Annotated in this window: 21 protein-coding genes and 2 pseudogenes; 10 read left to right on the top strand and 13 right to left on the bottom strand. The window is 71.9% G+C overall.

The window, feature by feature from the left end; genetic code table 11:
• Nucleotides 1–302 precede the first annotated feature (302 nt).
• Nucleotides 303–2,393 (top strand): SpoIIE family protein phosphatase, encoded by a 2,091-nt coding sequence (locus tag V1634_RS00200; protein WP_331205671.1) that lies wholly within the window; start codon nt 303–305, stop codon nt 2,391–2,393.
• A gap of 172 nt (nt 2,394–2,565) precedes the next feature.
• A pseudogene (locus tag V1634_RS00195) lies at nt 2,566–3,111 on the top strand (M23 family metallopeptidase); the annotation flags it as partial.
• A gap of 278 nt (nt 3,112–3,389) precedes the next feature.
• Here the strand turns inward: V1634_RS00195 and V1634_RS00190 are convergent.
• Nucleotides 3,390–4,907 carry an FAD-binding oxidoreductase gene (locus V1634_RS00190; protein ID WP_331205670.1) on the bottom strand — a complete coding sequence of 506 codons (1,518 nt, stop codon included), beginning with the start codon at nt 4,905–4,907 and terminating at the stop codon, nt 3,390–3,392.
• Between the two features lie 80 nt (nt 4,908–4,987).
• On the opposite strand from V1634_RS00190, the gene V1634_RS00185 reads away from it, so the two are divergent.
• Nucleotides 4,988–7,078: a S9 family peptidase gene (locus tag V1634_RS00185; protein WP_331205669.1), complete on the top strand. Its 2,091-nt coding sequence runs from the start codon at nt 4,988–4,990 to the stop codon at nt 7,076–7,078.
• Nucleotides 7,079–7,152: 74 nt separating this feature from the next.
• The gene (locus tag V1634_RS00180; protein ID WP_331205668.1) at nt 7,153–8,370 is read left to right on the top strand and encodes a family 16 glycosylhydrolase; all 1,218 of its coding nucleotides are present in this window, start codon (nt 7,153–7,155) and stop codon (nt 8,368–8,370) included.
• A 149-nt stretch (nt 8,371–8,519) separates the two neighbouring features.
• On the opposite strand, the gene V1634_RS00175 is transcribed toward V1634_RS00180, so the two are convergent.
• On the bottom strand, nt 8,520–9,140 hold the full coding sequence (locus V1634_RS00175; protein WP_331205667.1) for a dihydrofolate reductase family protein: 621 nt from the start codon (nt 9,138–9,140) through the stop codon (nt 8,520–8,522).
• Between the two features lie 129 nt (nt 9,141–9,269).
• Between V1634_RS00175 and V1634_RS00170 the strand changes: the two are divergent.
• Together V1634_RS00170 and V1634_RS00165 are read left to right on the top strand one after the other, a co-directional pair.
• Nucleotides 9,270–10,162 (top strand): annotated as a pseudogene (locus V1634_RS00170) (LysR family transcriptional regulator).
• 126 nt (nt 10,163–10,288) lie between these two features.
• Entirely contained in the window at nt 10,289–10,762 is a 474-nt protein-coding gene (locus V1634_RS00165; RefSeq protein ID WP_331205666.1) for a nuclear transport factor 2 family protein, read from the top strand.
• Here V1634_RS00165 and V1634_RS00160 read toward each other — a convergent pair whose 3' ends face one another.
• The 9 genes from V1634_RS00160 to V1634_RS00120 all read right to left on the bottom strand — a co-directional run bounded on the left by V1634_RS00160 (nt 10,763) and on the right by V1634_RS00120 (nt 19,539).
• Nucleotides 10,763–10,945, bottom strand: coding sequence for a DUF397 domain-containing protein (locus tag V1634_RS00160; protein ID WP_331205665.1), 183 nt, complete (start codon nt 10,943–10,945; stop codon nt 10,763–10,765).
• Nucleotides 10,942–11,721, bottom strand: coding sequence for a DUF5753 domain-containing protein (locus tag V1634_RS00155; RefSeq protein WP_331205664.1), 780 nt, complete (start codon nt 11,719–11,721; stop codon nt 10,942–10,944). Before V1634_RS00155 ends, V1634_RS00160 begins: the two co-directional genes overlap by 4 nt.
• Nucleotides 11,722–12,260: 539 nt before the next feature.
• On the bottom strand, nt 12,261–13,463 hold the full coding sequence (locus tag V1634_RS00150) for a DUF418 domain-containing protein (protein WP_331205663.1): 1,203 nt from the start codon (nt 13,461–13,463) through the stop codon (nt 12,261–12,263).
• An 86-nt stretch (nt 13,464–13,549) separates the two neighbouring features.
• A complete protein-coding gene (locus V1634_RS00145; protein ID WP_331205662.1) occupies nt 13,550–14,317 on the bottom strand; it encodes an SDR family NAD(P)-dependent oxidoreductase in 768 nt (255 codons plus the stop codon).
• A complete protein-coding gene (locus tag V1634_RS00140) occupies nt 14,314–15,741 on the bottom strand; it encodes an MFS transporter (RefSeq protein ID WP_331205661.1) in 1,428 nt (475 codons plus the stop codon). Before V1634_RS00140 ends, V1634_RS00145 begins: the two co-directional genes overlap by 4 nt.
• The gene (locus tag V1634_RS00135) at nt 15,707–16,969 is read right to left on the bottom strand and encodes an Ldh family oxidoreductase (protein WP_331205660.1); all 1,263 of its coding nucleotides are present in this window, start codon (nt 16,967–16,969) and stop codon (nt 15,707–15,709) included. Before V1634_RS00135 ends, V1634_RS00140 begins: the two co-directional genes overlap by 35 nt.
• A 217-nt stretch (nt 16,970–17,186) precedes the next feature.
• On the bottom strand, nt 17,187–17,636 hold the full coding sequence (locus V1634_RS00130) for a hypothetical protein (protein ID WP_331205659.1): 450 nt from the start codon (nt 17,634–17,636) through the stop codon (nt 17,187–17,189).
• A 125-nt stretch (nt 17,637–17,761) separates the two neighbouring features.
• Entirely contained in the window at nt 17,762–18,526 is a 765-nt protein-coding gene (locus V1634_RS00125; protein WP_331205658.1) for an IclR family transcriptional regulator, read from the bottom strand.
• A gap of 56 nt (nt 18,527–18,582) precedes the next feature.
• A complete protein-coding gene (locus tag V1634_RS00120; protein WP_331205657.1) occupies nt 18,583–19,539 on the bottom strand; it encodes a threonine ammonia-lyase in 957 nt (318 codons plus the stop codon).
• 157 nt (nt 19,540–19,696) lie between these two features.
• Here V1634_RS00120 and V1634_RS00115 point away from each other — a divergent pair, with 157 nt between their 5' ends.
• Nucleotides 19,697–20,704 (top strand): DUF4352 domain-containing protein, encoded by a 1,008-nt coding sequence (locus V1634_RS00115; protein ID WP_331205656.1) that lies wholly within the window; start codon nt 19,697–19,699, stop codon nt 20,702–20,704.
• Nucleotides 20,705–20,730: 26 nt separating this feature from the next.
• Here the strand turns inward: V1634_RS00115 and V1634_RS00110 are convergent, their stop codons facing one another.
• On the bottom strand, nt 20,731–21,723 hold the full coding sequence (locus tag V1634_RS00110; protein WP_331205655.1) for an NAD-dependent epimerase/dehydratase family protein: 993 nt from the start codon (nt 21,721–21,723) through the stop codon (nt 20,731–20,733).
• A 167-nt stretch (nt 21,724–21,890) separates the two neighbouring features.
• Here V1634_RS00110 and V1634_RS00105 point away from each other — a divergent pair, with 167 nt between their 5' ends.
• The 3 genes from V1634_RS00105 (at nt 21,891) to V1634_RS00095 (ending at nt 23,129) form a co-directional block, all read left to right on the top strand.
• Nucleotides 21,891–22,244 (top strand): STAS domain-containing protein, encoded by a 354-nt coding sequence (locus V1634_RS00105; protein WP_331205654.1) that lies wholly within the window; start codon nt 21,891–21,893, stop codon nt 22,242–22,244.
• Nucleotides 22,245–22,348: 104 nt separating this feature from the next.
• Complete coding sequence (gene mscL, locus V1634_RS00100) at nt 22,349–22,813, top strand: large conductance mechanosensitive channel protein MscL (protein WP_331205653.1); 465 nt, start codon at nt 22,349–22,351, stop codon at nt 22,811–22,813.
• Nucleotides 22,814–22,892: 79 nt separating this feature from the next.
• Complete coding sequence (locus tag V1634_RS00095) at nt 22,893–23,129, top strand: hypothetical protein (protein WP_331205652.1); 237 nt, start codon at nt 22,893–22,895, stop codon at nt 23,127–23,129.
• A 74-nt stretch (nt 23,130–23,203) separates the two neighbouring features.
• On the opposite strand, the gene V1634_RS00090 is transcribed toward V1634_RS00095, so the two are convergent.
• Nucleotides 23,204–24,136, bottom strand: a complete 933-nt coding sequence (locus V1634_RS00090; RefSeq protein WP_331205651.1) for an SCO2521 family protein — start codon at nt 24,134–24,136, stop codon at nt 23,204–23,206.
• Nucleotides 24,137–24,317 lie beyond the last annotated feature (181 nt).

The raw sequence follows: 24,317 nt of genomic DNA, 5'->3' as shown, positions 1-24,317 counted from the left end.
CGGCCCGCGCCGCCAGGTGGTCGGCACATCCGCTCCGCCGCACCCCCGCGGTTCCGCACGGGCGGCGGCCACACCATCATTGTGCCTTTCGTTCATCCAGTGCCACCCTCGGCGCACGAGGAGAGGTCGCGAGCGGCGACCAGTGGGACCACCAGGAGGCAAAGCGGGCAGAACGGTCAAGTAGGGCAGCGTCCAGCCTAGCGCGGCCCCGCTCCGACCGCCTGCCCGGCATGAGCGGGGCGCAGACCTGCCCGGCCCCGGATAGGGTGGCCTGGATCTCGGATCGCTGGAGGATAGGAAAGGTGTCAGCGGAGGCGGGCGGCACGGGCACCGGCGGGACGGGCAGCGGGGGCACGGGCGATCAACTGCGCCGGGTACGGCTACCCGCCGACCGGCGTACCCCGGCGGCTGCGCGCGCCCTGGTGCGGTCGGTACTCGCCGAGGCGGCGCTCGAGGAACTGCTCAACGAGGCGCTGCTACTCACCACGGAACTCTCCACCAACGCGGTCGAGCACGCCCGTACCGAACTGGACATCGAGGTCGTCGCGGACTCCTCCGGCCTGACGGTGACGGTCTCGGACTTCGCGGCCGGACCGATCGACGACGTGACGGCCAGACCCAAGAACGACCTCACGGACATCTCGCAGGTCTCCGAGCGGGGCCGGGGACTGCTCCTGGTCGACCACTTCGCCAGCCGGTGGGGCACCACCCACCAGGCCACCGGCAAGGGTGTCTGGTTCCGGCTGGACCGCAAGGGCCCGGCCGATCCGGCACAGCGCCCGGCGGAGACGGCGGCGCACAACGTCGCCGTCGGCGGCGGCCCGCCCGGCCCGTCCGCGCCGACCGCCGGGGCGATGAGCGCGCTGATGCAGACCGCCCCCGACCCGTACGCCGACGATCCGCTGCCCACCTTCGCCACCGACCTGCTGGTCCGGGTCGGCGACATGGTCGGCGCCGCCGGCGGTGCGGTACGCCTGGACCGGGGCGACGGCGCCGGCTGGCAACTGCTCGCCAGGTACGGCCGGCAGCCCCGCCCCGGCGACGAACTGATCCGGGTGCCGTTGACCGTGCACCGGCCGTACGCCGGGGAGCTGGAACTCGACGCCGCCCCCTCCGGGTACGCCCGCCCGCTCGCCGCGCTGGTCGCCGAGCGGCTCTCCCTGCACCTGGAGAACGACCGGCTGCGCCGGGCCGACGTACGCCGGCAGACCTGGCTGACCTTCCTCGCCGAGGCGAGCGAACTGCTCGCCCAGTCGCTCGACGTCGAGCTGACGATGGCGCTGATCCCGCAGCTCGTGGTGCCCCGGCTGGGGCAGTGGTGCGCGGTGCACGTCACCGACGAGTGGGGGCGGTTGAAGCTGGCCGCCGCCACCCACGCCGACGAGGCGGTGCTGCCGCAGTTGCACAAGATGCTCTCCGAGGACGGTCCGGACTCGGTGCAGTCCCGATTGCGCGAGGCGTCACGCAGCCAGGGGCAGGTGCCGATCGGGGCCCCGATGGACGGCTTCGCCATCCCGCTGGTCGCCCGGGGGCAGCGGCTCGGCACCCTGGCGGTCGGCCGGCACCAGCGGCACCGGCACGATCCGGACGAGATCGCCGTACTGGAGGACGTGGCCCGGCGGGCGGCGCTGGCCATCGAGAACGCCCGGATCCACGACGAGCGGCGCAAGGTGGCGCAGACCCTCCAGCAGTCGCTGCTGCCGCCGGTGCTGCCGGTGGTGGACGGCATCGGGTTCGGCGCCGAGTACGTGCCGACCGGGGACGCGGCCGAGGTGGGCGGCGACTTCTACGACATCGTGCCGCTGGCCGAGGACCGCTGGCTGGTGGTGGTCGGGGACGTCTCCGGCAAGGGCGTGCAGGCGGCGGCGGTGACCGGGCTGGTCCGGGACGTGATCCGGGTGTTGGTCGGTGACGGCAAGCCGCTGCCGGAGGCGCTGGACCGGCTCAACGGCACGCTGGTGGAGCGGGGCGGCGGCCGGTACTGCACCCTGGCGCTGGCCGCCGTGGACCGGGACCGGACCGGCCGGCTCACCGTCTCGCTCTATCTGGCCGGCCACGACCGGCCGGTGCTGGTCCGGGCCGACGGGCGGGCGTCGTTCGTGGGTTCCGGGGGTACCGCGCTCGGCCTGCTCGACTCGATCGCCTCGCCGGTCGCCGAGGTGCGGCTCGACGCCGGTGACGCGCTGGTCTTCTACACCGACGGGGTGACCGAGCGGCGGCGCGGCCGGGAACTCTTCGGCACCGAGCGGCTGCGGGACGCGGCGGCGCCGCTGGCCGGCTATTCGGCGGACGTGGTGGCGGCCCGGCTGCGCGCGGCGGCGATCAACTTCTCGGTCGAGTCGCCCCGGGACGACATCGCGATCCTGGTACTCCGCAACGACTCGACCGGCTGACCGCCCTGCCGAGCCACAGACCTGAAGGAAACCTTCATGGCTGAACATTCATTAGGGTAAGTATTTACATGTTCCGATCAGCTCGATAGCATTCCGTTGCGTACGCAATGGCCGGCCGTTCCCCCACCCCCGCTCGGGAAGGACGGAACCCTTGCGATCGATCCGGTTACTCATCGTCCTGACGGCAACCGTCTGCACCACGCTCGCCGCGACGCTGGTGGCGGCGACCCCCGCACACGCCGCACCGGTCTTCAAGGCGCCGTTCCCCTGTGGACAGCGCTGGACCTACAGCCATCACAGCGCCGAGGTGCGCCTCGCGCTCGACTTCGTCCGCTCCGACGGCGGCGCCACCGCCGGCACCCCGGTGCTCGCCTCCGCTGGCGGCACCGCCCGGCGCTACTACCAGGCCGGTGGCGCCGGCAACTACATCGTGATCGACCACGGTGGCGGCTGGACGACGTACTACTTCCACCTCGCCGCCTTCTCGGTGGCCGACGGAGCCGCGGTCGGCCAGGGCCAGCAGATCGGCACCACCGGCAGCACCGGCAACTCGACCGGGGCACACATCCACTACGAGCAGCTCTACAACGGGGTCGGCCAGACCATCGTGATCAACGGCGGCTCGCTCGCGCCCTATCCCGGCTCGTACAACCAGCGGTATCTGACCAGCGACAACGGGTGCGGTGGCGGCACCGCCTTCTGGACCTGGGGCAGCGGGGTGCGGGTACGCTCCGACGCCCGGCTCGCCGCCCCCACGGTGACCACGCTGGCCGGACCCACCCTGGTCTACGTGCTCTGCCAGAAGCAGGGCGACACGGTGAGCGCCGAGGGCTACACCAACAACTGGTGGTCCCGGTTGCGGGACCAGAACGGCTTCATGACCAACATCTACATCGACCATCCCGCCGCACAACTGCCCGGGGTGCCGAACTGCTGATCCCAGGCCCGGCCCGGTCGGTGTGAACCGACCGGGCCGGGCGCACCCCCGCCCAGGGGTCAGATGCCGCCCGGATAGCGCCCGGGGGCAAGTCGTCGGGCCGGATCGAAGTGCTCCTTCACCCGGCGCAACTGCGGAAGGTCGGGCAGTTCGCCCCAGAGGTCCACCGCCTCCCGGATCCGGGGCGGCGCGGCGACCACCACGCAGCGGCCGGAACGGGCCCGAAGCACCGCCCGTACGCCGTCGAGGATGGCGCCGACCCGCTCCGGTGACGCGTCGGACGGCAGCGCGGCGTGCACGACACCGAGGCCGGCCGAGCCGCGTACCGGCACCGGCGCCCCGGCGGCGTCCCGCAACGCGTAGACGGCGGCGTGCAGGTCACCGATCGGCACCTCGATGCGCAGCGCGACCTCGTCGGGCCGGAACGGATAGCGGCGCCACCACCCCGGTGCCGCTCCGAGCACCTGGGCGTCGCCACCGAGCAGCGCCGTCAACCGGGCCGCCCGCTCGGCCACCTCGGCCGGCCCGCCCTCAAGGAGTACGGCCAGGGTGCCGGCACCGGGCTCCCCGGGCCGACCGCGCACCCCGACCGCACGACCCGACCCGGGCTCTGCCCGGTCACCGGAACCGCCGACCGGCCCGACCGGCGTCTCGAACCAGCCACGCGCCGACGACCGGCCGGACGGGCCGGGTGCCCCCGTGGCACCCGGACCGTCCGGCGGAAGGTGCCCGCCGGAGCCGAGGCTCCGCAGGTCGCGCCGGGCCGGCTGCGTCCGGCCGCCGGGCAGGTCGACCTCGACCGCGGTCGGCCGCAACTCGGCGTCGAGGACGGCCCGGACCAGGTCGTGCACCTCCAGCGGGGTCCAGACCGAACGGACCACCCAATTGCGGCTCGCCGGGATCGGCTGCACCCGCAGGGTCGCCGAGACCAGCACGCCGAGCGCACCCTGCGACCCGCAGAGCAGCCGGGTGACGTCGGGATCGGCCGGCACCGGGCCGGACCGCTCGCCGGAACGGCCGGTCGCGCCGGCCCTGGCGTGCGCGAGCACTCCGGAGGCGTCGACGTAGCTGACCCCGACGAGCTGATCGCAGGGTCGGCCGTGCAGGTGCCGGAGTGGACCGCTCTCGTCGGCCGCGACCACGCCACCCACGGTGGCGCCGACCGAGGGCACGTCGATCGGCAGTCGCCGCCCGGTCCGCTCCAGGATCGCCGCGGCGGCCCGGACCGGTGTGCCCGCACCGATCTCGGCGACCAGCTCGTCCTCGGGCTGCTGCCAGACCCCGGCGAGTCGCCCGGTGTCCAGCACGATGTCGACCTGCGACGGGGCCATGCCCCAGTCGAGTTTGGTGCCGGCCCCCCGGGCCACCACCGACAGGTCGTGTTCGGCGGCGAGCCGGACCACCTCGGTGACCGCCTCCGGGTTGCCCGGCGCCGCGACCCAGCGGGCCACCGTGCCGGCCACCCCGTCGGCCGCCCCCGCCGGCCGGGCGAAGTGGGCACCGCAGATGCCCGCCAGCCGCCGTGCGATGTCAGCGCCGCCGCGCCGTTCTATCGAGATCTCCCCCACCTTGGTCATCGTACACATGTGCTAATTTTCGGCAACGTCCGGCTCGGACCGGCCACCCTCCGGCCGGTCGGGACGGGTAACGTGACCGGGTGACCACTGAGACGACCGCCGCCCCCGTCGCCAAGCAGGTGCCGACCGAGCGCACCCACCACGACGACACGGTGATCGACGAGTACGCCTGGCTCGCCGACAAGGACGACCCGGACACGATCGGCTACCTGACCGCGGAGAACAGCTACACCGAGCAGACCACGGCCCGGCTCGGCCTGTTGCGGGAGACGCTGTTCAACGAGACGAAGCGGCGGACCAAAGAAACCGATCTATCGGTGCCGACCCGCAAGAACGGCCACTGGTACTACACCCGGACGGTCGAAGGCCAGCAGTACGGCATCCACTGCCGCCGGGCGGTACGCGACGGCGAGACGACTCCGCCGATGCCGTCCGACGGCGCGCCGCTGCCCGGTGAGGAGATCCTGCTCGACGGCAACGCGCTGGCGCAGGGGCACGACTTCTTCGCGCTCGGCACCTTCGATGTCAGCCCGGACGGGCGCTGGCTCGCCTACTCCACCGACTTCGCCGGTGACGAGCGGTTCGCGCTGCGGGTCAAGGACCTGACCACCGGCGAGGTGCTCGCCGACGAGGTGCCGAACACCTTCTACGGCAGTGCCTGGTCGGCCGACGGCTCCACATTGTTCTATCTGACCGTCGACGAGAGCTGGCGGCCCTACCGGGTCTGGCGGCACACCGTCGGTACGGCGGCGGACACCGACGAGATCGTCTACCAGGAGGACGACGAGCGGTTCTGGGTCGGCGTCGGGCTGACCCGCTCGGAGAACTTCGTCGTCATCGACTCGCAGAGCAAGGTCACCAGCGAGGTACGCGTCATCCCGGCCGGCAACCCGACCGGTGAGCCGGCGGTGATCGCGCCCCGGCGGCAGGGCGTCGAATACTCGATCGAGCACCACGGGCACCGGTTCCTGATCCTGCACAACGACGGTGCGGAGGACTTCGCGCTCGCGTACACCTCGGCGGACGCGCCCGGGGACTGGGTGCCGATGATCGAGCACGAACCGGGCACCCGGCTGGAGGCGGTCGACGCCTTCGCCAACCACATCGTGGTGTCGCTGCGTACGGCCGGGCTGACCGGGATCCGGGTGCTGCCGGTCGGCAGCACCGAGTCGTACGACATCGACTTCCCGGAGCCGCTCTACGCCGTCGGGCTGGACAGCAACCCCGAATACCAGACCACCAGCGTGCGGCTGCACTACGCCTCGCTGACCACCCCCGACTCGGTCTACGACTACGACCTCGTGACCCGGGAGATGGTGCTGCGCAAGCGGAAGCCGGTGCTCGGCGACTTCGACCCGGCGAACTACGAGCAGCACCGGGACTGGGCGCTGGCCGACGACGGGACCCGGGTGCCGATCTCGCTGGTCTGCCGGGCGGGCACGCCCCGGGACGGCTCGGCGCCCTGCGTCCTCTACGGCTACGGCTCCTACGAGGCCAGCATGGACCCGTGGTTCTCGATCCCCCGGCTCTCCCTGCTGGACCGGGGTGTGGTCTTCGCGATCGCGCACGTGCGCGGCGGCGGCGAGCTGGGCCGCCGGTGGTACGAGACCGGCAAGCTGCTGGCCAAGAAGAACACCTTCACCGACTTCGTGGCGACCGCCCGGCACCTGGTCAAGGCCGGTTGGACCTCGGCGGACCGGCTGGTGGCCCGGGGCGGCTCGGCCGGCGGGCTGCTGATGGGCGCGGTGGCCAACATCGCCCCGGACGCCTTCGCCGGGATCGTCGCGCAGGTGCCGTTCGTCGACCCGCTCAACTCGATCCTCGACCCGTCGCTGCCGTTGACCGTCACCGAGTGGGAGGAGTGGGGCAACCCGCTGGCCGACCCCGAGGTGTACGCGTACATGAAGTCGTATTCGCCGTACGAGAACGTCACCGCGCAGGACTACCCGCCGATCCTCGCCGTCACCAGCCTGAACGACACCCGGGTGCTCTACCACGAGCCGGCGAAGTGGATCGCCCGGCTCCGGGCGGTCGCCCCGCAGGGGTCGTACCTGCTCAAGACGGAGATGGGTGCCGGGCACGGCGGCCCGAGCGGGCGCTACGACTCCTGGCGGGAGGAGGCGTTCGTCGCGGCCTGGATCCTCGACCGGCTCGGTGTCGCCGGCCGGTAGCGCGAGTCTGCCAATCACTTTTGTTTTAGTTAACAACCTTGCAAGAAAGCGCTCTCTGGCGTAGAAACATTGACATGCGTACACGCCGAGCCACCCTCGTCCTGGCCCTGCTGGCCGCGACGCTGGTGGTGACCCCACCGAGCCCGGCCGTCGCTGAGCCGGGCGCGCTCACCTGGAGCGACGAGTTCAACGCGGCAGCCGGCACCCCGCCCGACGGCAGCAAGTGGAAGTACGACATCGGCGGCGGCGGCTGGGGCAACAACGAGCAGCAGTACTACACCAACAGCACCAGCAACGCCGCGCACGACGGCAACGGCAACCTGGTGATCACCGCCCGCCGGGAGAACCCGGCCAACTACCAGTGCCACTACGGCCGCTGCGAGTACACCTCGGCGCGGCTGCTCACCGCGGACCGCTTCAGCCAGACCTACGGCCGGTTCGAGACCCGGATGAAGCTGCCGCGCGGCCAGGGCATCTGGCCGGCGTTCTGGATGCTCGGCGGCATGCCCTGGCCCGACCAGGGCGAGATCGACATCATGGAGAACATCGGCCGCGAGCCCGGCAACGTGTACGGCACGCTGCACGGCCCCGGCTACTCCGGCGGCAGCGCGATCAGCTCCCGCTACACGCTCCCCGGCGGCCAGGCGTTCGCCGACGCCTTCCACACCTTCACGGTGGACTGGGCACCGGACTCGATCACCTGGTACGTCGACGGCATCCAGTACGGCCGCAAGACCCCGGCGGACCTGAACGGCAACCGCTGGGTCTACGACCACCCGTTCTTCATGATCATGAATATCGCGGTCGGCGGCCACTGGCCGGGCTACCCCGACGCCAGCACCACGTTCCCGCAGCAGATGCTGGTCGACTACGTCCGGGTCTGGGCCTGGAACACCGGTGGCGGCAACCCCGGTACCGGCAACCGGATCGTCGGGATCGGCAACAAGTGCATCGACATCCCCGGCGCCAACCCGGCCGACGGCACCCAGTTGCAGATCTGGGACTGCAACGGCACCGCCGCGCAGAGCTGGACCTTCACCGGCGGCACGGTCCGGGCGATGGGCAAGTGCATGGACGTGGCGAACGGCTCGACGGCCAACGGTGCCAACATCCAGATCGTCGGCTGTAACGGCAACCCCGCCCAGCAGTTCGTGCTGAGCGGGGCAGGCGACCTGGTGAACCCGCAGGCGAACAAGTGCGTAGACGTACGCGACCAGAGCACCGCCAACGGCGCCAAGCTCCAGCTCTGGGAGTGCACGGGCGGCGCGAACCAGAAGTGGCGGCGCGCCTGACCCCTCGGACGCGCGGCGGCACGCCGACCCGCCGCGACCCCGGCCCCGCACCGAGTCCCGGTGTGGGGCCGGTCGTCGTATTCCCGGCCCCACCGTACCGGCCGCGGTGTCGCGCCGTTTGCGGGGGCGGATGTGCCGCGCCCACCAGCTCAGGACAGCACGCGGTAGGTCACGTGCGTGACCAGGCTCGTCGCCCGTGACTTCACCTGCTCCAGTTTCAGCGGCGGGACGCCCTCGAACAGCCGCGTACCGGCGCCGAGCGTGAGCGGCGCGATGTGCAGCCGCAACTCGTCGATCAGGCCGGCGGCGAGGTACTGGTTGACGGTCGTCGCGCCGCCCATGATCGCGACCTCGCCGTCACCGGCCGCTTCGCGCGCCTGCGCCAGTGCCGACCTGATCCCGTCGGTGACGAAGTGGAACGTGGTACCGCCCTCCATCGGCTGCGGCTCGCGCGGGTGGTGGGTGAGCACGAACACCGGCGCGTGGTACGGCGGGTTCTCGCCCCACCAGCCGTTCCACTGCCGATCCCACTCGCCACGCACCGGACCGAACATGTTGCGGCCCATGATGAACGCCTTGGCCGCGATCATCTGGTCGATCTCGGCCCTGCTCTCCTCGGGCGCGTCGGTGAACCAGGCGTGCAGCTTGTCGCCCCAGCCGTCGCCGCCGTCCTCGCCGAACGGGCGTTCCTCGGTCTGGTTGAGCCCGGCCGAGTACCCGTCGACCGAGATCGTGATGCCGCAGACCACCTTGCCGATATGTGCGGTCATTGCCTGTCCTCCTGGCGCGACCTGCCGTCGCCCTCGCGGTGCGGTTCCTGTCCGGAACATCAGCATTCAACAGCCATGACATGACGTCCAATGCCAATCCCGTGGCAGACCCATTGATATCTTTGATCAATGCTGAACCTGGTCCACCTCAAGGTCCTGGCTGCGGTGGCCCGGCACGAGTCCGTGACCGAAGCGGCGAGAGAGCTGCACTACTCCCAACCGTCGGTGAGCCACCACCTGTCCCGCCTGGAGGCGGCCACCGGCGTCAGGCTCGTGCAGCGGATCGGTCGTGGCATCCGGATGACCCCGGAAGGGCGACTGCTGGCCGACCGGGCCGCCGAGATCGTGGGACGGGTCGACGCGGCGACCAGCGAACTCGCCGCACAGGTCGGCCTGCGGTCCGGGCGGGTCCGGCTGGCCGCCAACGCGTCGGCGTTGAGCACAATCGTGCCCAGGGCGGCCATCACGTTGGCCCAGGCGCACCCCGGACTCGAACTGAGCCTGATCGACCGTCACCCGGTCGAAGCGTTGCAGATGCTGCGACACGGCGAGATCGATGTCGCACTCGTCTTCCGGCACGCCGACGCCCCGGTCGAGGGCGACGGATTCCGCCTCCGCCACCTCGGCGACGATCCGATCCACCTGATCAGCCAGCGACCCGACGACAGCCTCGCGAACCACCGCCACTCCGCCTGGATCGGCGGTGCGCACGGTGCCAGGAGGAGCTGACCGCCGCGTGCCGGCGAGCGGGCTTCACCCCCCGAATCGCCTCACTCAGCGACGACATGGTCGTCGTGCAAGCCCTGGTCGCCGCCGGTACAGGCGTCGCCATCCTGCCCGGCCTCGCGCTCCAGGCCCATCGCCGGCCCGACATCCACGCCACCGAACTGACCGGCTTCCGCCGGCAGATCCACGCCGCCACCTACGGCGAACCACCCGACCCGCCCGCCGTCGCCGCCGTACTGGCCGCACTCGCCGACGTGACCGCGCCGACGACGTCGCGCACGACCGCGAACCAGTGATCGGCGAACCGCCCGACAGGTCCGCCCACGGGTCTTGACGCTTCCGCACCGTCGAGACCGACCCGCGACAGTAGAGTTGACCTCGGCCACCTCCGCCCGGCGTTTCACCTGCCCGGAGGCAACCAGATGGACACCGACCGCTTCGCCGACGCCCCACCCGTCGAGCTGCCCAGTCACCGGGCGATCGAAAACCTGATAGCCCGGTACGCCGAACTGGTGGACACCGGAGACTTCGCCGGGCTCGCCGACCTTCTCGCCGACGCCCGGCTCACCCTGGACGACCGCGAGACGCTGGACGGCCGGGACGCGGTGCAGCGGCTGACCCGGGAAACGCTGGTGCTGTACGACGACGGGACGCCGCGTACCAGGCATGTGACCACGAACGTCCTCGCCGAGGTCGACGAGGCGAGCGGCACCGCCATGGCGCGTTCCTACTTCACCGTCTTCCAGGCACTGCCGGACTTTCCGTTGCAGGCGGTGGCGAGCGGGCGCTACCGGGACCGCTTCGAACGGCGTGACCTCGGGTGGCGCTTCGTGGAACGGCAGGTCAGCACGGACTTCCTCGGTGACGTCAGCCACCACCTGCGCGGCCCGTCGTAGTCAGCGCGCGGGTAGCTCACGAAGGAACGCCCGCCACGCGGCGGGAGCGAAGGCCAGTACCGGCCCGGACGGATCCTTCGAGTCCCGTACGCCGACCGCCCCGTCCAGATCGTCGGCAACCTCCACGCACTCGGCCTGCGCGTTGCTCCGACTCGACTTCTTCCAGCGCTGTTCGGTGGTCACGGCTCGTTCACCAGCTTCAGAATCAGGTCCCTGGAGAGGTCACGCGGCAGCGCGACCGCCCTGACAATCTCCCACGACCGCTGTAGGGCGGCAACCGCCCTGGGATCCGTGACCACCCGCCCCTGTAGGTGGTCCTCCAGGAACGCGACGTCCGGGCCCTCAAAGGACGCGATCACGAACGGCCCGGACTGCCCGAGCCAGAGTCCGGTCGTCGCTGGCACGACGTGCACGATGACGCGGGGACGCGCACTGAGCTGGAGCAGGTGTTCGAGCTGTTCACGCAGCACCTTCGGGTCACCGACGCGGAGTGCCGCCTCGCCGATCACGAAGGTCGTCAACGGCGGGTCGTCCTGCTCGAAAACGGCACGTTGCCGCTCCAGCCGCAGCGCGAGCCGCTTTTCCATGTCTTCCGTGCCGGACAACGCCGTTTCCATCACGGCCCGTGCGTACGCCTCCGTCTGGAGCAGGCCGGGGATGAGCAGCGGGTTGCAGGCGCGCAGGGCGACCGCTTCGCGCTCGTACTCCAACCACGGACGGAGCCAGACCGGTGCGTCGTCGAAGGCGGTGACCTTGGCGAGCAGTCGGCTGTAGATGCCGCCGGTCTGGAGCCCCTCGTCGACCGCCGCGACATAGTCCTCGGTCGGTGGCCGGCCGCCGGTCTCGACCGCGCTCACGTGCGACCCGGAGTAGTTGGCAATCTTGCCGAACTCGTCCTGGTTCAGTTTCCGGGCCGCCCGGGCCGCCCGAAGCTCCGCGATCAAGAAGTCTGCCAGCATGCCCATGACCTGCCCACGCTCCCTCCACATCCGGCCCGGGGCTACCCGATCACACCCGACAAGTCGGACGGTCGCCCAGTGTCCCGCAATGTCTACCGAACGTAGGCACCGTCCGTCCAGAGTGTCGGCAGCGGAACCGTTCGGTGCTGGTCCGGCCCGGACGGAACCGCGCGGGAGCCGCCCCCGGAACGCCTCCCCCGCCTCGGGGGCGGCCCCCGCTTCCAGCAGCCGCCGCGACGATTGGAGGCCGAACGATGAGCTGGCCACGACGGGCACCTCGACCGGTACCGCTGGCGCCCCGACACCGCCGGGACTGGCGGCGGTTCTGGCGCTACTGCCGGTGCGGACTCCGCTGGCGCTGCCCCGACGCGTCCAACCGGACGCCCGGTCGCGAGCCGACGCCCGCTCTCGCCCCACCCCGGGGCAGCAACACCAGGTCGGCGGCATGGACTCCGCCGGTTCCGGGCGACAGCGCCGGGCGACCCGCCTCCCGCCGGATCGCCCGGCTCCCGATCCGTCGCATCTGACCTGCCCGACGGCTACCCGACCTCTGGTTGGCTGAGCTGGCGGCGGCGCCGCCAGGCGGGGCGTTCGGCGTTGGTGAACCAGCGCAGCAGCCACTCGGCCGGGCCGTGTCCGTGCCGCTCCAGCCACCAGCGGCTGACCATCACCTGGCCGGCGAAGATGGCGACCGCGAAGAGCATCATCTCCAGCGGTGACACCTGACCCACCAGGCCGAAGCCGACACCGGTGAAGATCAGCAGCGTGACGACGGACTGACCGAGGTAGTTCGAGAGCGCCATCCGGCCGGCCGGGGCCAACGTCGTGCCGAGCCACCGGCCACGTTCGCTGTGCACCACCCGGATCAGCGTGGCGGCGTACGCGGCGGCCAGCGGCGGCGCGGTCATCGCACTCACCAACACCCCGAGGGTGTTGCCGTTGCCGCCGAGCGAGGCGTAGGCCACGCCACCGGCGATCCCGACCGGGAAGCCGACGAGCTGGACGGTCCGCAGCCACGCCTCCCGGCCGGTGAGCCCGACCAGCACCCGCCGTCGGGCGGCGACCATGCCGAGCAGGAACATCGCCAGCGTGGTCGGACCCTGCACGGTCAACTGGGAGAGGCCGTAGAGCGGCAGGATCGCGATGTGCTCGTGCACCACCGAGCCGAACCCGCCGGCCAGGTTGGCGGCCGACTCCTGTGCGGCGGCGACCTGACTGGCGTGGTCGAAGTAGCTCGACATGTCGAGGAAGAGGATGCTCGACCCGATGCCCAGCAGCAGATAGCCGTAGAGCGCGGCGGCGACGATCAGCGCGGTACGGTCCCGTACCCCGCGCATAGCCAGCAGGACCGCGCCGAGCAGTGCGTAGACGGTGAGGATGTCCCCGCTGATCAGGAAGACCATGTTGACCGCGCCGAGGGCGAGCAGGCCGAGCAGCCGCCGTACCATCCGGGGCCGGAACTCCGCTCCGGCCCGCGCCGCCGCCTGGGTCTGGAGCACGAAGCTGTAGCCGAACATGAACGAGAAGAGCAGGTAGAACTTCATCCCGAAGAAGCTGAGGTTGAGCCAGCGGACCGCGTCGTCCAGCCAGGAGTCGTACGCCGGGTCGGTGACGTTCATGCTGTAGCCGGTGGCGACGAAGGTGATGTTGACGACGAGGATGCCGAGCAGCGCGAAGGCGCGCAGTGCGTCGAGGTCGGGGATGCGGGTCCGGGAGGCCGTGGCGGCGGTGGCTGTGGTCACCAGTCGAGCACACCAGCGCCGGTCCGGATGGTCAGGAGCGTCAGGTCTAGAGGCGGGGTGGAGTTAACTCCACCCCGCCCCGCGAACTAGTAGACGACGTGCTTGCCGCCGTCCACGATGACCGCCTCGCCGGTGACCATGTCCATGCCGAGCAGTCCCAGCACCGCCTGTGCCACGTGCTCCGGGTCGGCGGTGCGGCGCAGCGGCACCGTCTCCCGCTCCCGGGCACTGCGCCGTGCGAACTCCTGCTCGCCGTGCAGGCCGGGCTGCCAGCGGGTGTGCTGCACCGTGCCGGGTGCCACCGCGTTGACCCGTACCTCGGGGGCGAGCGCCACCGCCAGGTTGCGGGTGAGCTGGAGCATCGCCGCCTTGCTCACCCCGTACGCGATCGAGGAGCCGCCGGCCCGGTAGCCGGAGATCGACGAGATGTTCACGATCGCACCGCCGGATTCCCGCAGTGCGGGGGCGAAGGCGCGGGCGCAGCGGAACGCGCCGAGCAGGTTGAGGTCGAGCACGTCCCGCCAGATGTCGTCGGTCAGCCCGTCCAGGTCGGGGTGTTCGACCGCCCGGGTACCACCGGCGTTGTTGACCAGCACGTCGACCCGGCCGAAGGTCGCGACCACCTGCTCGGCCATCGCGCGGACCTGGACGTCGTCGGTGACGTCGGCGGCGAGCGCCCGGGACCGGCCGGCCCACTCCCGGGCCCGTTCCGCCGTCTCCTCGGCCTCGGCCCGGGACCGGCTGAAGTTGACCACCACGGCGTCCGCGCCGGCCCGGGCCAGCGCCAGGCTCACCGCCCGGCCGATCCCGGTGCCGCCGCCGGTCACCACCGCCACGGTCTTCTCCAGGTTCATCGCGCCGTCTCCACCGGGGTGGAGGCCGCCGGCGGCGTCGCTCCCGGACCGGCTTCCGGCCCCTCCTGGTACGCATGCACGGCGTTGATGTCCATCGTCCGGGTCTCCCGGGCGACCAGGAACGCCACCAGCGACACGACGGCGGTGAAGATGATCCAGAGTGCGACCAGCCAGGGTGAGCCGTCAGCGGCGCCGAGCAGTGCCGCCGCGACCAGCGGGGAGAAGCCGGAGATGGCGGCGCCGATCTCCCGGGAGGCGGCGAAGCCGGTGTACCGGACTCCGGCACCGAACAGTTCCGCGTAGAACGCCGGCTGTACGGCGATCATCGGTGCGAAGCCGATGCCACCGGCGATGATCAGCGCCAGCCAGATCAGCCCGGTCACCTCGGTGTTGAGCAGCCAGAAGTACGGGAAGGCGAAGGCGGCGGTGAAGACCACGCTGAACAGGTTGAGCGGCTTGCGGCCGATCCGGTCCGAGAGCGCGCCGTAGATCGGCTGGACCGCGATCACCACCAGCCCCATCAGGATCACGCCGGTCAGCGCCACCCAGCGCGGCTGGTCGAGTTCGTTGGTCAGGTAGGCGACGCTGAAGGTGGCGAAGATGTAGACGATCGCGGTGTCGCAGATGTGCGCCCCGATCCCGACCAGGAAGTTGCGGGGGTACATCTTCAGGGTGTCCATGATCGGCGTCCGGACCACGGTGCGGCTGCGCTCCATCCGGCGGAACACCGGCGACTCGGTGACCCGGAGCCGTACGTAGACGGTCACAAAGATCATCAGGAAGCTGGCCAGGAACGGGATCCGCCAGCCCCAGGATTCGAGCTGGTCGTCGGGGAGCATTCCGACCAGCAGGAACGAGACCGTACCGAGCACCAGACCGATCTGCACCCCGGTCTGGGCGTACGAGGCGTAGTAGCCGCGCCGCTCCGGTGGGGCGTGCTCGGCGAGCAGGGTCGACGCGCCGCCGAACTCGGCTCCGGCGCCGAGCCCCTGGCAGATCCGCATCAACACCAGCAGGATCGGCGCCCAGACCCCGATCTGGTCGTACGTCGGCAGCAGGCCGATCAGCCCGGTCGCGATGCCCATCACCAGGGTCGTGATGATCAGCGTGGAGCGCCGGCCGATCCGGTCACCGAGCCGGCCGAAGAAGAAGCCGCCGACCGGCCGGAACAGGAACGCCACCCCGAAGGTGGCGAACGCGACGAGCGTGCCGACGGCCGGATCGGCCTCCGGGAAGAAGATCTTGTCGAAGACCAGCGCGGCGGCGGTGCCGTAGATGAAGAAGTCGTACCACTCCAGGGCGGTGCCGACCAGCGAGGCCGAGACGACCCGGCGCAGCTCGGCAGGTGGGGTGCGCTCCTGGTCGGAGGGGGTGGGGGTGGTTTCGGGCTCAGGCGGGGGCGCGGGGTCCACCGGTGTTGTCATCAGCGTTCTCCTCGGGCGAGGGGGCCGCGCGGTCGGCGCGGCTTCGGGGGTGGGGTACGGGTACGCCGGGCAGCTCGGGCCCGCCCGGCAGCTCGGCCAGTTCGCGCCAGGTGGACGGGGCGAGCGTGATCCCGGCGGAGATCCGGGTGGCGCGGGTCCGCGCCTCCTTCTCGCCGGGCACCAGCACGCCGTCCGGGCCGGGATCGATGTCGACGGCGGGCGCGGTGTCGCCGAGCAGTCGGCAGAACTCCTCCGACCGGTCCCGGAACCCGGAGACCGGCACGAAGGTCCCGATGTCGATGGCGATCAGTACGGTGCCGTTGGTGTTGTCGTAGCCGGGCAGGCTGGACACTCCGGCGCCGGAGAGCAGCCCGCCGACGATCTCGATCATCACGCTGAGGCCGTAGCCCTTGTGCTGGCCGAACGGCAGCAGCGCGCCTCCGGTGTAGAAGTCGGCCGGATCGGTGGAGTCGCGGCCCTCCGCGTCGACCAGCAGGCCGGTGCCGACCCGCTCCTGCCGGGCCAGCGAGAGTGCGAGCTTGCCCTCGGCGATCGCGGAGGTGGCGAAGTCGACGACCACCGGTGGTCGCCCGTCGGCCCGGGGCGCCGACCAGGCGAGCGGGTTGGTGCCGAGCCGGCGCTCCCGGCCGCCGTAGGGGGCGACGGTCGGGTCGATGTTGCAGAACGCCAGCCCGACCGCGTCCGTCTCGGCGAGCGTCTGCACGTACTCGCCGAGCCGGCCGATGTGGTTGCAGTTGCCGATCGTCACCACGCCGACGCCGTACTCCCGGGCGAGTTCGCGGGCCTCGGTGACGGCCAGCCGGGCGGCGAGCTGGCCGAATCCGCGCCGGCCGTCGACGACGGCGGTGGCCCGGTGCCGGCGTCGGATGACGGGCTCGGCCGACGGATCGATCATGCCGCCGCGCACCGCGTCGAGGTACGGCACCAGCCGGCGTACCCCGTGCGAGTCGTGCCCGACCAGGTCGGATTCGACCAGCGAGACGGCGACGGCCCGGGCGGTCGGTTCCGGGCTGCCGGCGGTGGCGAGGATCCGGGCGGCGATCTCCACCAGCTCGTCGGCGGGTACGGCGACCGGGGTCACGTCGTCGCCGGCCGGTGTTCCAGGGTGGTCCGGCGTGCGGCTGGTGGGCGCGGTCGACCAGGACGGCGGAGAGTGCGCCGCCGTGCTGTCGTCGTCGATCCGGTTCCGTTCCCCGCCACCCGCCATCTGGTGTCACCCCCAGAGCACGGCCGTTCCGTCTTGCGGAACGCCGTTCCACGGTTACCTTCGTCACAGTCTGACCGTCAACCTCGTACGGCGCAACCAGTCGGAAACAATTCGGCGTCGAGTGGGGCTCTGGACAGTGGAGACCTGTGGACGTCCGAACCGGACGGTGCGGCTCAGCAGGGTGTCCGGGCCACTGCTCCGGGCCGGCCCCGACGGCTCAGCAGGCTCCCCTGCTCACCGTGACGGTGGGAAACGACGGCGACTGGTCGGTCAGGTCGATCTCGACCTGGAGCGCCAGGCAGACCGCGTGGTCGCCGTAGTCGTCGGTGAACTCGTACAGGTCGCCACGGGAATCCTCTCCCGCGCTCTCGACCCGCATCTTCGAGAGGACGCTTCGGGAGTACCGGCCGCCGCTGCCGCGGTTGCCCGCCGTCGCCGCCTCCTGGACGTCGAAAACGGTGAGCCCCAGTCCCTGGACCGGAGTCCGCTCCAACTCGTACGCGGTGTTCTGGGCCGCCGTGTAGACGTCCGACTCGTCGGGGCCGGAGCTCGCCCAGATCAGCACCAGCACGATCGGCAGTACGGCGAGCAGCCCGATCAGCAGCCCTCGGCCGAGTCGCCGATCGGCCTGCTGGGCGGCGAGCCGATCCGCCGGATGTTGGGTCACCACGTCCCCCGACGAACTTCCGGGTTCCCCCGAAGAAATTCCGGCGGCACACCCCGCCGCCGCCGGACGCACTCTACCCCGGTCGATGGATCCCGAGTGTCCCCCGATTCCGGTACGCCGGCCGGTCAGCCCAGGCCGGTACGGGCCCCGAGGGCCCGGGATACCTGCCCGGCCGCCTCGACCACCTGCCGGCCCACCTCCTCCGCCGGCTGGTCAGCCGCCTCATAGCTCAGCGTCGCCGCGCTCACCCCGCCGATCACGTGCCCGGCGTGGTCGTACACCGCGGCGCCGGTCGCGGAGACCCCGGGCTCGTTCTCCTCGTGGTCCTCGGCCCAACCCCGGGACCGGACCGTGGCGAGTTCGGCGAGCAGTTTCCCGACCTCGACGATCGTCCCCGGAGTGTGCCGGCGCAGCCCGGTCCGCTCGACGAGCGCCACCACCCGGTCGTCGTCCAGGGTCGCCAGGACGGCCTTGCCGATCGACGTACTGTGCAGGTCGAGGCTCATCCCGACCCGGGAGGCGAGCTGGTACGGCTTGCCCGCCTCCACCTTGGCCACATAGACCGCCTCGTCACCGTGCAGCAGCGCCAGGTGCACCGTACGGCCGGTGCGCCGTTGCAGTTCCTCCAGCTCGGGACGTACCCGGGCGGGCAGGTCCAGCCGGTGCATCACCCGGCCGGCCAGCGCGAGCATCCGGGGGCCGGTGAAATAGTCCCCGTTGCCGGCGGGCCGGGCCAGCCCGCGTTCGACCATCACCTGGAGAATCCGGTGCACGGTCGCCTTCGGCAGGTTCGTCGCCGCCGCGATGTCGGTCAGCCGGCTGTGCTCGACCAGTGCCTCCAACACCGCGAACGTCTTGTCCGAGGCGCTCGCACCGGTCCGGTCAGCCATGGTTCCAATGTAGGGAACACCGCCGACCGACCCGGTCGGGCCGCGTCGACACGTCGTCAGGCCGGGTCGGGGCGGCCGGCGGCGGCCGCCAGTACCGCCGGGTCGACGTTGCCGCCGCTCACCACCGCCACCGTACGCCCGGCGGGCAGCTCGGCGGCGTGGAACATCCGGGCGGCGGTGGCCACCGCGCCGCTCGGCTCCACCACCAGCCGGGCGTCCCGGACCAACCGGGTCGTCGCGGCGGCGATCTCCTCCTCGCTGACCGTCACGATGCCGTCCAGCCGGGCGCGCAGGTGTGCGAAGGTCAGCGCGGAGAGGTTGGTCCGCAGCCCGTCCGCGCTGGTCCGATAGGTCCGGGCCGGTTCCCACTGCCGCAGTTCGCCGCTGCGCAGCGACTCGGCGGCGTCGGCGGCGAGCGCCGGCTCGACCCCGATGACCCGGGCAGCCGGGCGCAGCGCCTTGACCGCGGTCGCGACCCCGGAGGAGAGCCCGCCCCCGCCGACCGGCACCAGCAGCACGTCCAGCTCCGGCAGGTCCGCCAACACCTCCAGCCCGATGGTGCCCTGACCGGCGATGATCCGCCGGTTGTCGAAGGGCGGGATCAGGGTCCGTCCCTGCTCGGCGGCGATCGCCTCGGCGACCGCCAGCCGGTCGGCCGGGGCGACCATGCGTACCTCGGCACCGAGGGCGCGTACCTGGTCGACCTTTGCCGCCGGAGCGCCCTCGGGGATCACGACGGTGCACGGCACTCCCCGGGACCGGGCGGCGTAGGCGAGCGCCTGCCCGTGGTTGCCGGAGGAGTGCGTGACCACGCCCCGGGCGCGCCGGTCGGCGTCGAGCCGGGCCACCGCGTGCGTCGCGCCACGCAGCTTGAACGAGCCGACCGGTTGCAGGCTCTCCGGCTTCAGCCAGAGCTGGTCGTCCCAGCGGCAGGGCAGCAGCGGCGTACGCAGCACCACACCGGTCAGGTCCCCCGCCGCGGCCCGTACGTCATCGACGGTAACGAGATCCACCCGATCATCCTGCCACTGCCGCTCGGACGGCGCCCCGGAGCGGTTCCGCCGCCCCGTCCCGCCCCGCCTGCGGGGAGCAAGATGACGATCCCTACCGGGATGAATACCACTAAAGCCTACTATTTTTCAAAGACCCTGGAGGATACGAGGAATCGCGATGACCAGCCCCGACCAGCCCGGCGAGCAGCCGTACCGGCCCGGCGGCGGTTCCGGCGAGCCGCCGCCGGCCGGGGAGCGCCCGGCCGAGCCGGTCGCCCAGCCGTGGGACTGGGCGATCGATCCTCCGCCGCCGGAGGGGCCGACCCGGGAGCCGACCCCGGATCCGGCGGCCGGGGCGACGATCGACGAGGTCCCGGATCCGCTACCGCTGACCGGCCGCTATCCCGACACGATCGCGCCCGGCACAGGCCCGCCCTCCCCACCACGCCCCGAAGGCGGGGCGCCGCCACCACCGGACTGGTCCACGCCGGAGACCCGGGTCTCCACCCCGCCGCTGAGCGGTTACCCCCCGCCGACGCCGCCGCAGCCGCCGATCTGGGCACCCCAACCGGCCACGCCGGAAGCCGGAACCGGGCCGCAGCCGGGCCGACCGCCGCCCGGCGGCACCGCACGGGCTCCCGAGTTCGTCCGCCAGACCGACCGTCGGTGGTGGTTCGTACTCGGCCTCGTCGCCGCAGTGCTCTCCTGCTGTTGCGTGGCCGCCGCGGTGATCGCGCTGGCCTGGGGGCCGGACTTCTACACCGGGCTGCGCGACCCGGCCCCCCGGGTCGTCGGCCTCAACCAGGCGGCCCGGGACGGCGACCTGGAGTTCCAGGTGCAGGCGGTGCGCTGCGGCTTCACCGAGGTCGGCGACCCGCTGGTCAGCCAACTCGCGGTCGGCCAGTTCTGCCTGGTCGACCTCGCGGTACGCAACCTGGGCACCCGACCGGTGACCTTCCAGGACAGCCTGCAGATCGCGTACGGGCCGGCGGGGCAGCGGTTCGGGGTGGACAGTTCCGCCGGACTGCTGGCCAACGCCGACCAGGTCAGCTTCCTCAGCGAGATCAACCCCGGCAACCGGGTCACCGGAGCGGTGGTCTACGACATCCCGCCCGATGCCCGGATCGTCCGGCTCCGGCTGCGTGCCGCCGCCACCTCACCCGGAATCCAGGTCCGCACCGGATAGCCGTCCGGTGCACCGGACCGACCGGGTCAGCGGGCCTGCCAGGCGGCGAGGACCTCGGCCTCCTCGGCCTCGGTGAGACCGATCCGCCGGCCCGCCTCCGGGCCGGCCGTGGCCAGCCAGGCGCTGGTGTCCCGGACCGTCTCGGCAAGTGGCCGGGTCCGCAGCCCGGCCGCCAGGCTCGGGGACACGTCGCGGCTGAGGAAGCCGGCGTACTCCGGCACCGGCAGCCACAGCGGCAGCGACCGGGGACCGGACCAGGGCTGCACCCCCTGCTCCGCCAGGAACTCCTGCGGCACCCAGCTCAGGGCGGCGCCGTCCGGGAGTACGCCGGCCAGCAGCGCGGCCCTGGTCGTCGGCGCGCCGGTGCCGTCGTACGTGCCGGTGAGCCCGCGTTCGGCGGCCGCGACGATCCAGGCCGCCAGGTCACGTACGTCCACGAGCTGCACCGCGTCGTCCGGCGAGCCGGGCGCGAGGACCTCGCCACCCCGGGCCGCCCGCCGGACCCAGTATTCGAAGCGCCCGCTCGGGTCCTCCGGCCCGACGATCAGCCCGGCCCGGCAGACGAAGACCCGCTCGGCACCGAACGCCTCCGTCACGAGTTGCTCACAGCTCACCTTGCAGGCGCCGTACGCCTCGGCGGACAGCTCCGGGTCCTCCGCGTCCCGGGGCGCGGGTGCCAGCAGCGGGGCGGTGTCGACCCGCTGCCCGACGGTGGCGGTGTCCGCGTACACCGAGCCGGTCGAGACGAACGTGAAATGCCCCACGCGGCCGGCGAGCGCGGCCACCGCGTGCCGGACGTGGGCAGGGTGCCTCGCCACGTCGACGACCGCGTCGAACTCGCCGGTGAGCGCGGCCAGGCCGGCCGGGTCGGCGCGGTCCACCCGGACGAAGCGGACACCGTCCACCGGGTCCCCGGAGGAGCCCCGGGCGGCGCAGGTGACGTCGTGGCCGGCGGCGAGGGCCTGCCGGGCGACGGCCCGGCCGAGGAAGACGGTGCCGCCGAGGACGAGAGTTCGCATCCCGCGATGGTGCCCGGCTCGGACGGGCTCCGGTAACCCCTGTTCGCGCAGAGCGGATCACTCCCGCCGGTGCCGGTACGGCGGTCCGACGGCCGACTTCCGCCGCCCGTCATGCATACCGGGCCGGTTGTGGAGTACGGTTCGACCGATATCCCAGGAGGTCGCGAATGTCCCTGACGGTGCACACCGAGGAGCGGGCCGACGTCGTCGTCGTGTCGGTCGCGGGCGAACTCGACATGGCCACCGCGCCGCAACTGCAGGACCAGATCACGGACCTGCTGGAGAAGGGGCACACCCGGCTGGTCTTCGACCTGGCCGAGCTGACGTTCTGCGACTCCACCGGACTCTCCGTCTTCGTCCGCGCCCGGAACAGCGCCGACGAGGCCGGCGGGATGGTCCGGTTGGCCGCGCCGCGTCGGGGGGTGCTGCGCATCCTGGAGGTGAGTGGCCTGGTGGAGGTGCTCCAGACGCACGCCACGGTGGACGAGGCGGTGGCCGGCGGTCCCACCGCCGCCGACTGACGGCGTCACCCGGCGGTCCCGAGCCGACGCCCGCCGCTTTTCGTCCGCCCGGCACTGGGCACTAGGTTGTCGACCGACACGAATCCGGCAACCTGGAGACGCCAATGCTCAAGGGCTTCAAAGACTTCATCATGCGGGGCAACGTCGTCGACCTCGCCGTCGGCGTGGTCATCGGCGCGGCCTTCACCGGGTTGGTCACCCAGTTCACCAACTCGTTCCTGAAGCCGCTGATCACCATGTTCGGCGGCGGCACGGGCATCAAGGCCGGCACCTGGACCCTGCCGAACAAGGCCGAGGTCGACTGGGCGGCCTTCCTCAACGCCACCATCACCTTCCTGATGACCGCCGCCGTGCTCTACTTCCTGGTGGTCCTTCCGCTGAACAGGCTCGCCGAGCGGCGCCAGCGGGGCGAGGAGCCGGCGCCGGCCGCGCCGAGCGAGGAGATCAAGCTGCTCACCGAGATCCGTGACGCGCTGGTCGCCGCCGGCCGGGAGGCACCGAACCGGCACCCCGAGGGCCCGGACGAGCGGTTCGGCCAGCAGTACCCGCCGGCTCAGCGCCGCCCCTGAACCCCCGGACCGTCACCTGCCAGGGTGACGGTCCGGCACCCGGTGATCTTCTCGAACGTACGTTCGATAAGGTCCCGGCATGGAGCAACGAAAGCACTGGTGGAACGGCAAGTGGGGGCGCCTGGCCCGGCGCGACGTCTACCTCCGGGCGGATGCCGACCAGTGGCACGTGGAGCAGCGCGCGGGCGGGGCCGAGGGGATCTCCCGGTTCTACGAGTTCGACAGCGAGGACGCGGCGTACGACGTGGTCCGGACGCTGCTGACCGGACCCGACACCTGGCGGGAACTCTCCGCCCGGCCGCCCGGCGCCCGGTGACCGACCGTCCGGCTCGACCCGACGGCGCCGACGGTCAGCGGGACGGCCTCGTGCGCGGCGGACGGCACACGCGGTCAGCGGGACGGCGCCTCCAGCAGGGCGATGGTGCTCAGCGTCACCTGGTCGCGGATCCGGGTCACCGAGGTCTGCCACTGCCGGGTGAACCCCGGCCGGTGTTCGAGATCCCGCCACACCGGCAGCACCGACTCGTCGAGCCGGGCGGCCGGCATCCAGAGGTGCAGCAGACAGTCGATCGCCGGCCGCAGCCGGTCGATCTTCTGCGTCCGGGTGCCCGGCCCGGTGAGGCTGAACTCGATCAGCGACAGCAGCGTGGTGAGCAGCCAGTCGTGCAGGGCGAGGTCCTCGCAGAACTCCACCAGCGCCGGCACGACCTCCTGCGGCGCGGTCAACTCCAGGGTACGCAGCGTGTCGGACTCGATCCGGAACTTTCCGTGCGCCTCGGTGCCCGGCTCGGCGGCCGGCAGCACCGCCCAGCGCAGCCGGGTGCGCTTGGTCCGGAACGGCGGGCGCCGATCCAGCCGGGGGGAACTCTGCACCCCGTCGATCAGCCGGGCGCTGATCGCACCGAGGTTGAGCGTCTGCGGCTGGTAGGTCGGGCCGAGGAAGCCCTGCGCGACGTCCCGGATGTCGACCTTGCCGATCGTCTCCACCCAACCGGGCCGGGACAGGTAGTGCGACCAGATCAGCCGGCGGTTGCTGGCCGCCCGGTCCAGCCGGGTGTAGGTGGAGCCCTGTAAGACGTGCCCGCCGGTCACCGCCGCGTGCGAGACCACCGTCCCCACCCCCCGGGTACGGCTGCCGGACCGGGTCGGCAGCCGGCAGTCGACCCCGGTGAGCTGGTCCGGCGAGACCGCGTACGCGATCGGGCGCTCGGACCGGCGGACCCGCTGGCCGACCAGGAGGTCGAGGAGTTGGGCGGTGTTCTCCAGTGAGAGCGAGCTGGAGTTCTGTAGGAGTCCGGTATGGACCTCGCCCAGGGTCAGCATGCGCTCCTCCGCAACCTCGTGGGCACCGTGACCGCATCACCGGGCCGGGTCGCCGTGACAGCGTCACGGTAGCCGATGTTCACGCCGGGAACGGTGATCGGCCGGCAGCAATTCGGCAGGGTCTGTCGGCGAACGTCCGTTACCCGGTGCCCACCCCCTCCCACCAGCGCAAATCGGGCTG

Origin of the sequence: Plantactinospora veratri, assembly GCF_036421995.1 — a bacterium.
GTDB classification, from domain to species: Bacteria; Actinomycetota; Actinomycetes; order Mycobacteriales; family Micromonosporaceae; genus Plantactinospora; species Plantactinospora veratri.
Note: the sequence above shows the minus strand (reverse complement) of the source record. Positions and strands in the feature narration are given on the sequence as shown.

Coding starts and splice junctions, on each gene's coding strand:
- V1634_RS00190 (WP_331205670.1), bottom strand. CDS start 4,907: ATGACCAAGGTGGGGGAGATCTCGATAGAACGGCGCGGCGGCGCTGAC.
- V1634_RS00180 (WP_331205668.1), top strand. CDS start 7,153: ATGCGTACACGCCGAGCCACCCTCGTCCTGGCCCTGCTGGCCGCGACG.
- V1634_RS00175 (WP_331205667.1), bottom strand. CDS start 9,140: ATGACCGCACATATCGGCAAGGTGGTCTGCGGCATCACGATCTCGGTC.
- V1634_RS00165 (WP_331205666.1), top strand. CDS start 10,289: ATGGACACCGACCGCTTCGCCGACGCCCCACCCGTCGAGCTGCCCAGT.
- V1634_RS00155 (WP_331205664.1), bottom strand. CDS start 11,721: ATGCTGGCAGACTTCTTGATCGCGGAGCTTCGGGCGGCCCGGGCGGCC.
- V1634_RS00145 (WP_331205662.1), bottom strand. CDS start 14,317: ATGAACCTGGAGAAGACCGTGGCGGTGGTGACCGGCGGCGGCACCGGG.
- V1634_RS00140 (WP_331205661.1), bottom strand. CDS start 15,741: ATGACAACACCGGTGGACCCCGCGCCCCCGCCTGAGCCCGAAACCACC.
- V1634_RS00135 (WP_331205660.1), bottom strand. CDS start 16,969: ATGGCGGGTGGCGGGGAACGGAACCGGATCGACGACGACAGCACGGCG.
- V1634_RS00125 (WP_331205658.1), bottom strand. CDS start 18,526: ATGGCTGACCGGACCGGTGCGAGCGCCTCGGACAAGACGTTCGCGGTG.
- V1634_RS00115 (WP_331205656.1), top strand. CDS start 19,697: ATGACCAGCCCCGACCAGCCCGGCGAGCAGCCGTACCGGCCCGGCGGC.
- V1634_RS00110 (WP_331205655.1), bottom strand. CDS start 21,723: ATGCGAACTCTCGTCCTCGGCGGCACCGTCTTCCTCGGCCGGGCCGTC.
- V1634_RS00105 (WP_331205654.1), top strand. CDS start 21,891: ATGTCCCTGACGGTGCACACCGAGGAGCGGGCCGACGTCGTCGTCGTG.
- mscL (WP_331205653.1), top strand. CDS start 22,349: ATGCTCAAGGGCTTCAAAGACTTCATCATGCGGGGCAACGTCGTCGAC.
- V1634_RS00095 (WP_331205652.1), top strand. CDS start 22,893: ATGGAGCAACGAAAGCACTGGTGGAACGGCAAGTGGGGGCGCCTGGCC.
- V1634_RS00090 (WP_331205651.1), bottom strand. CDS start 24,136: ATGCTGACCCTGGGCGAGGTCCATACCGGACTCCTACAGAACTCCAGC.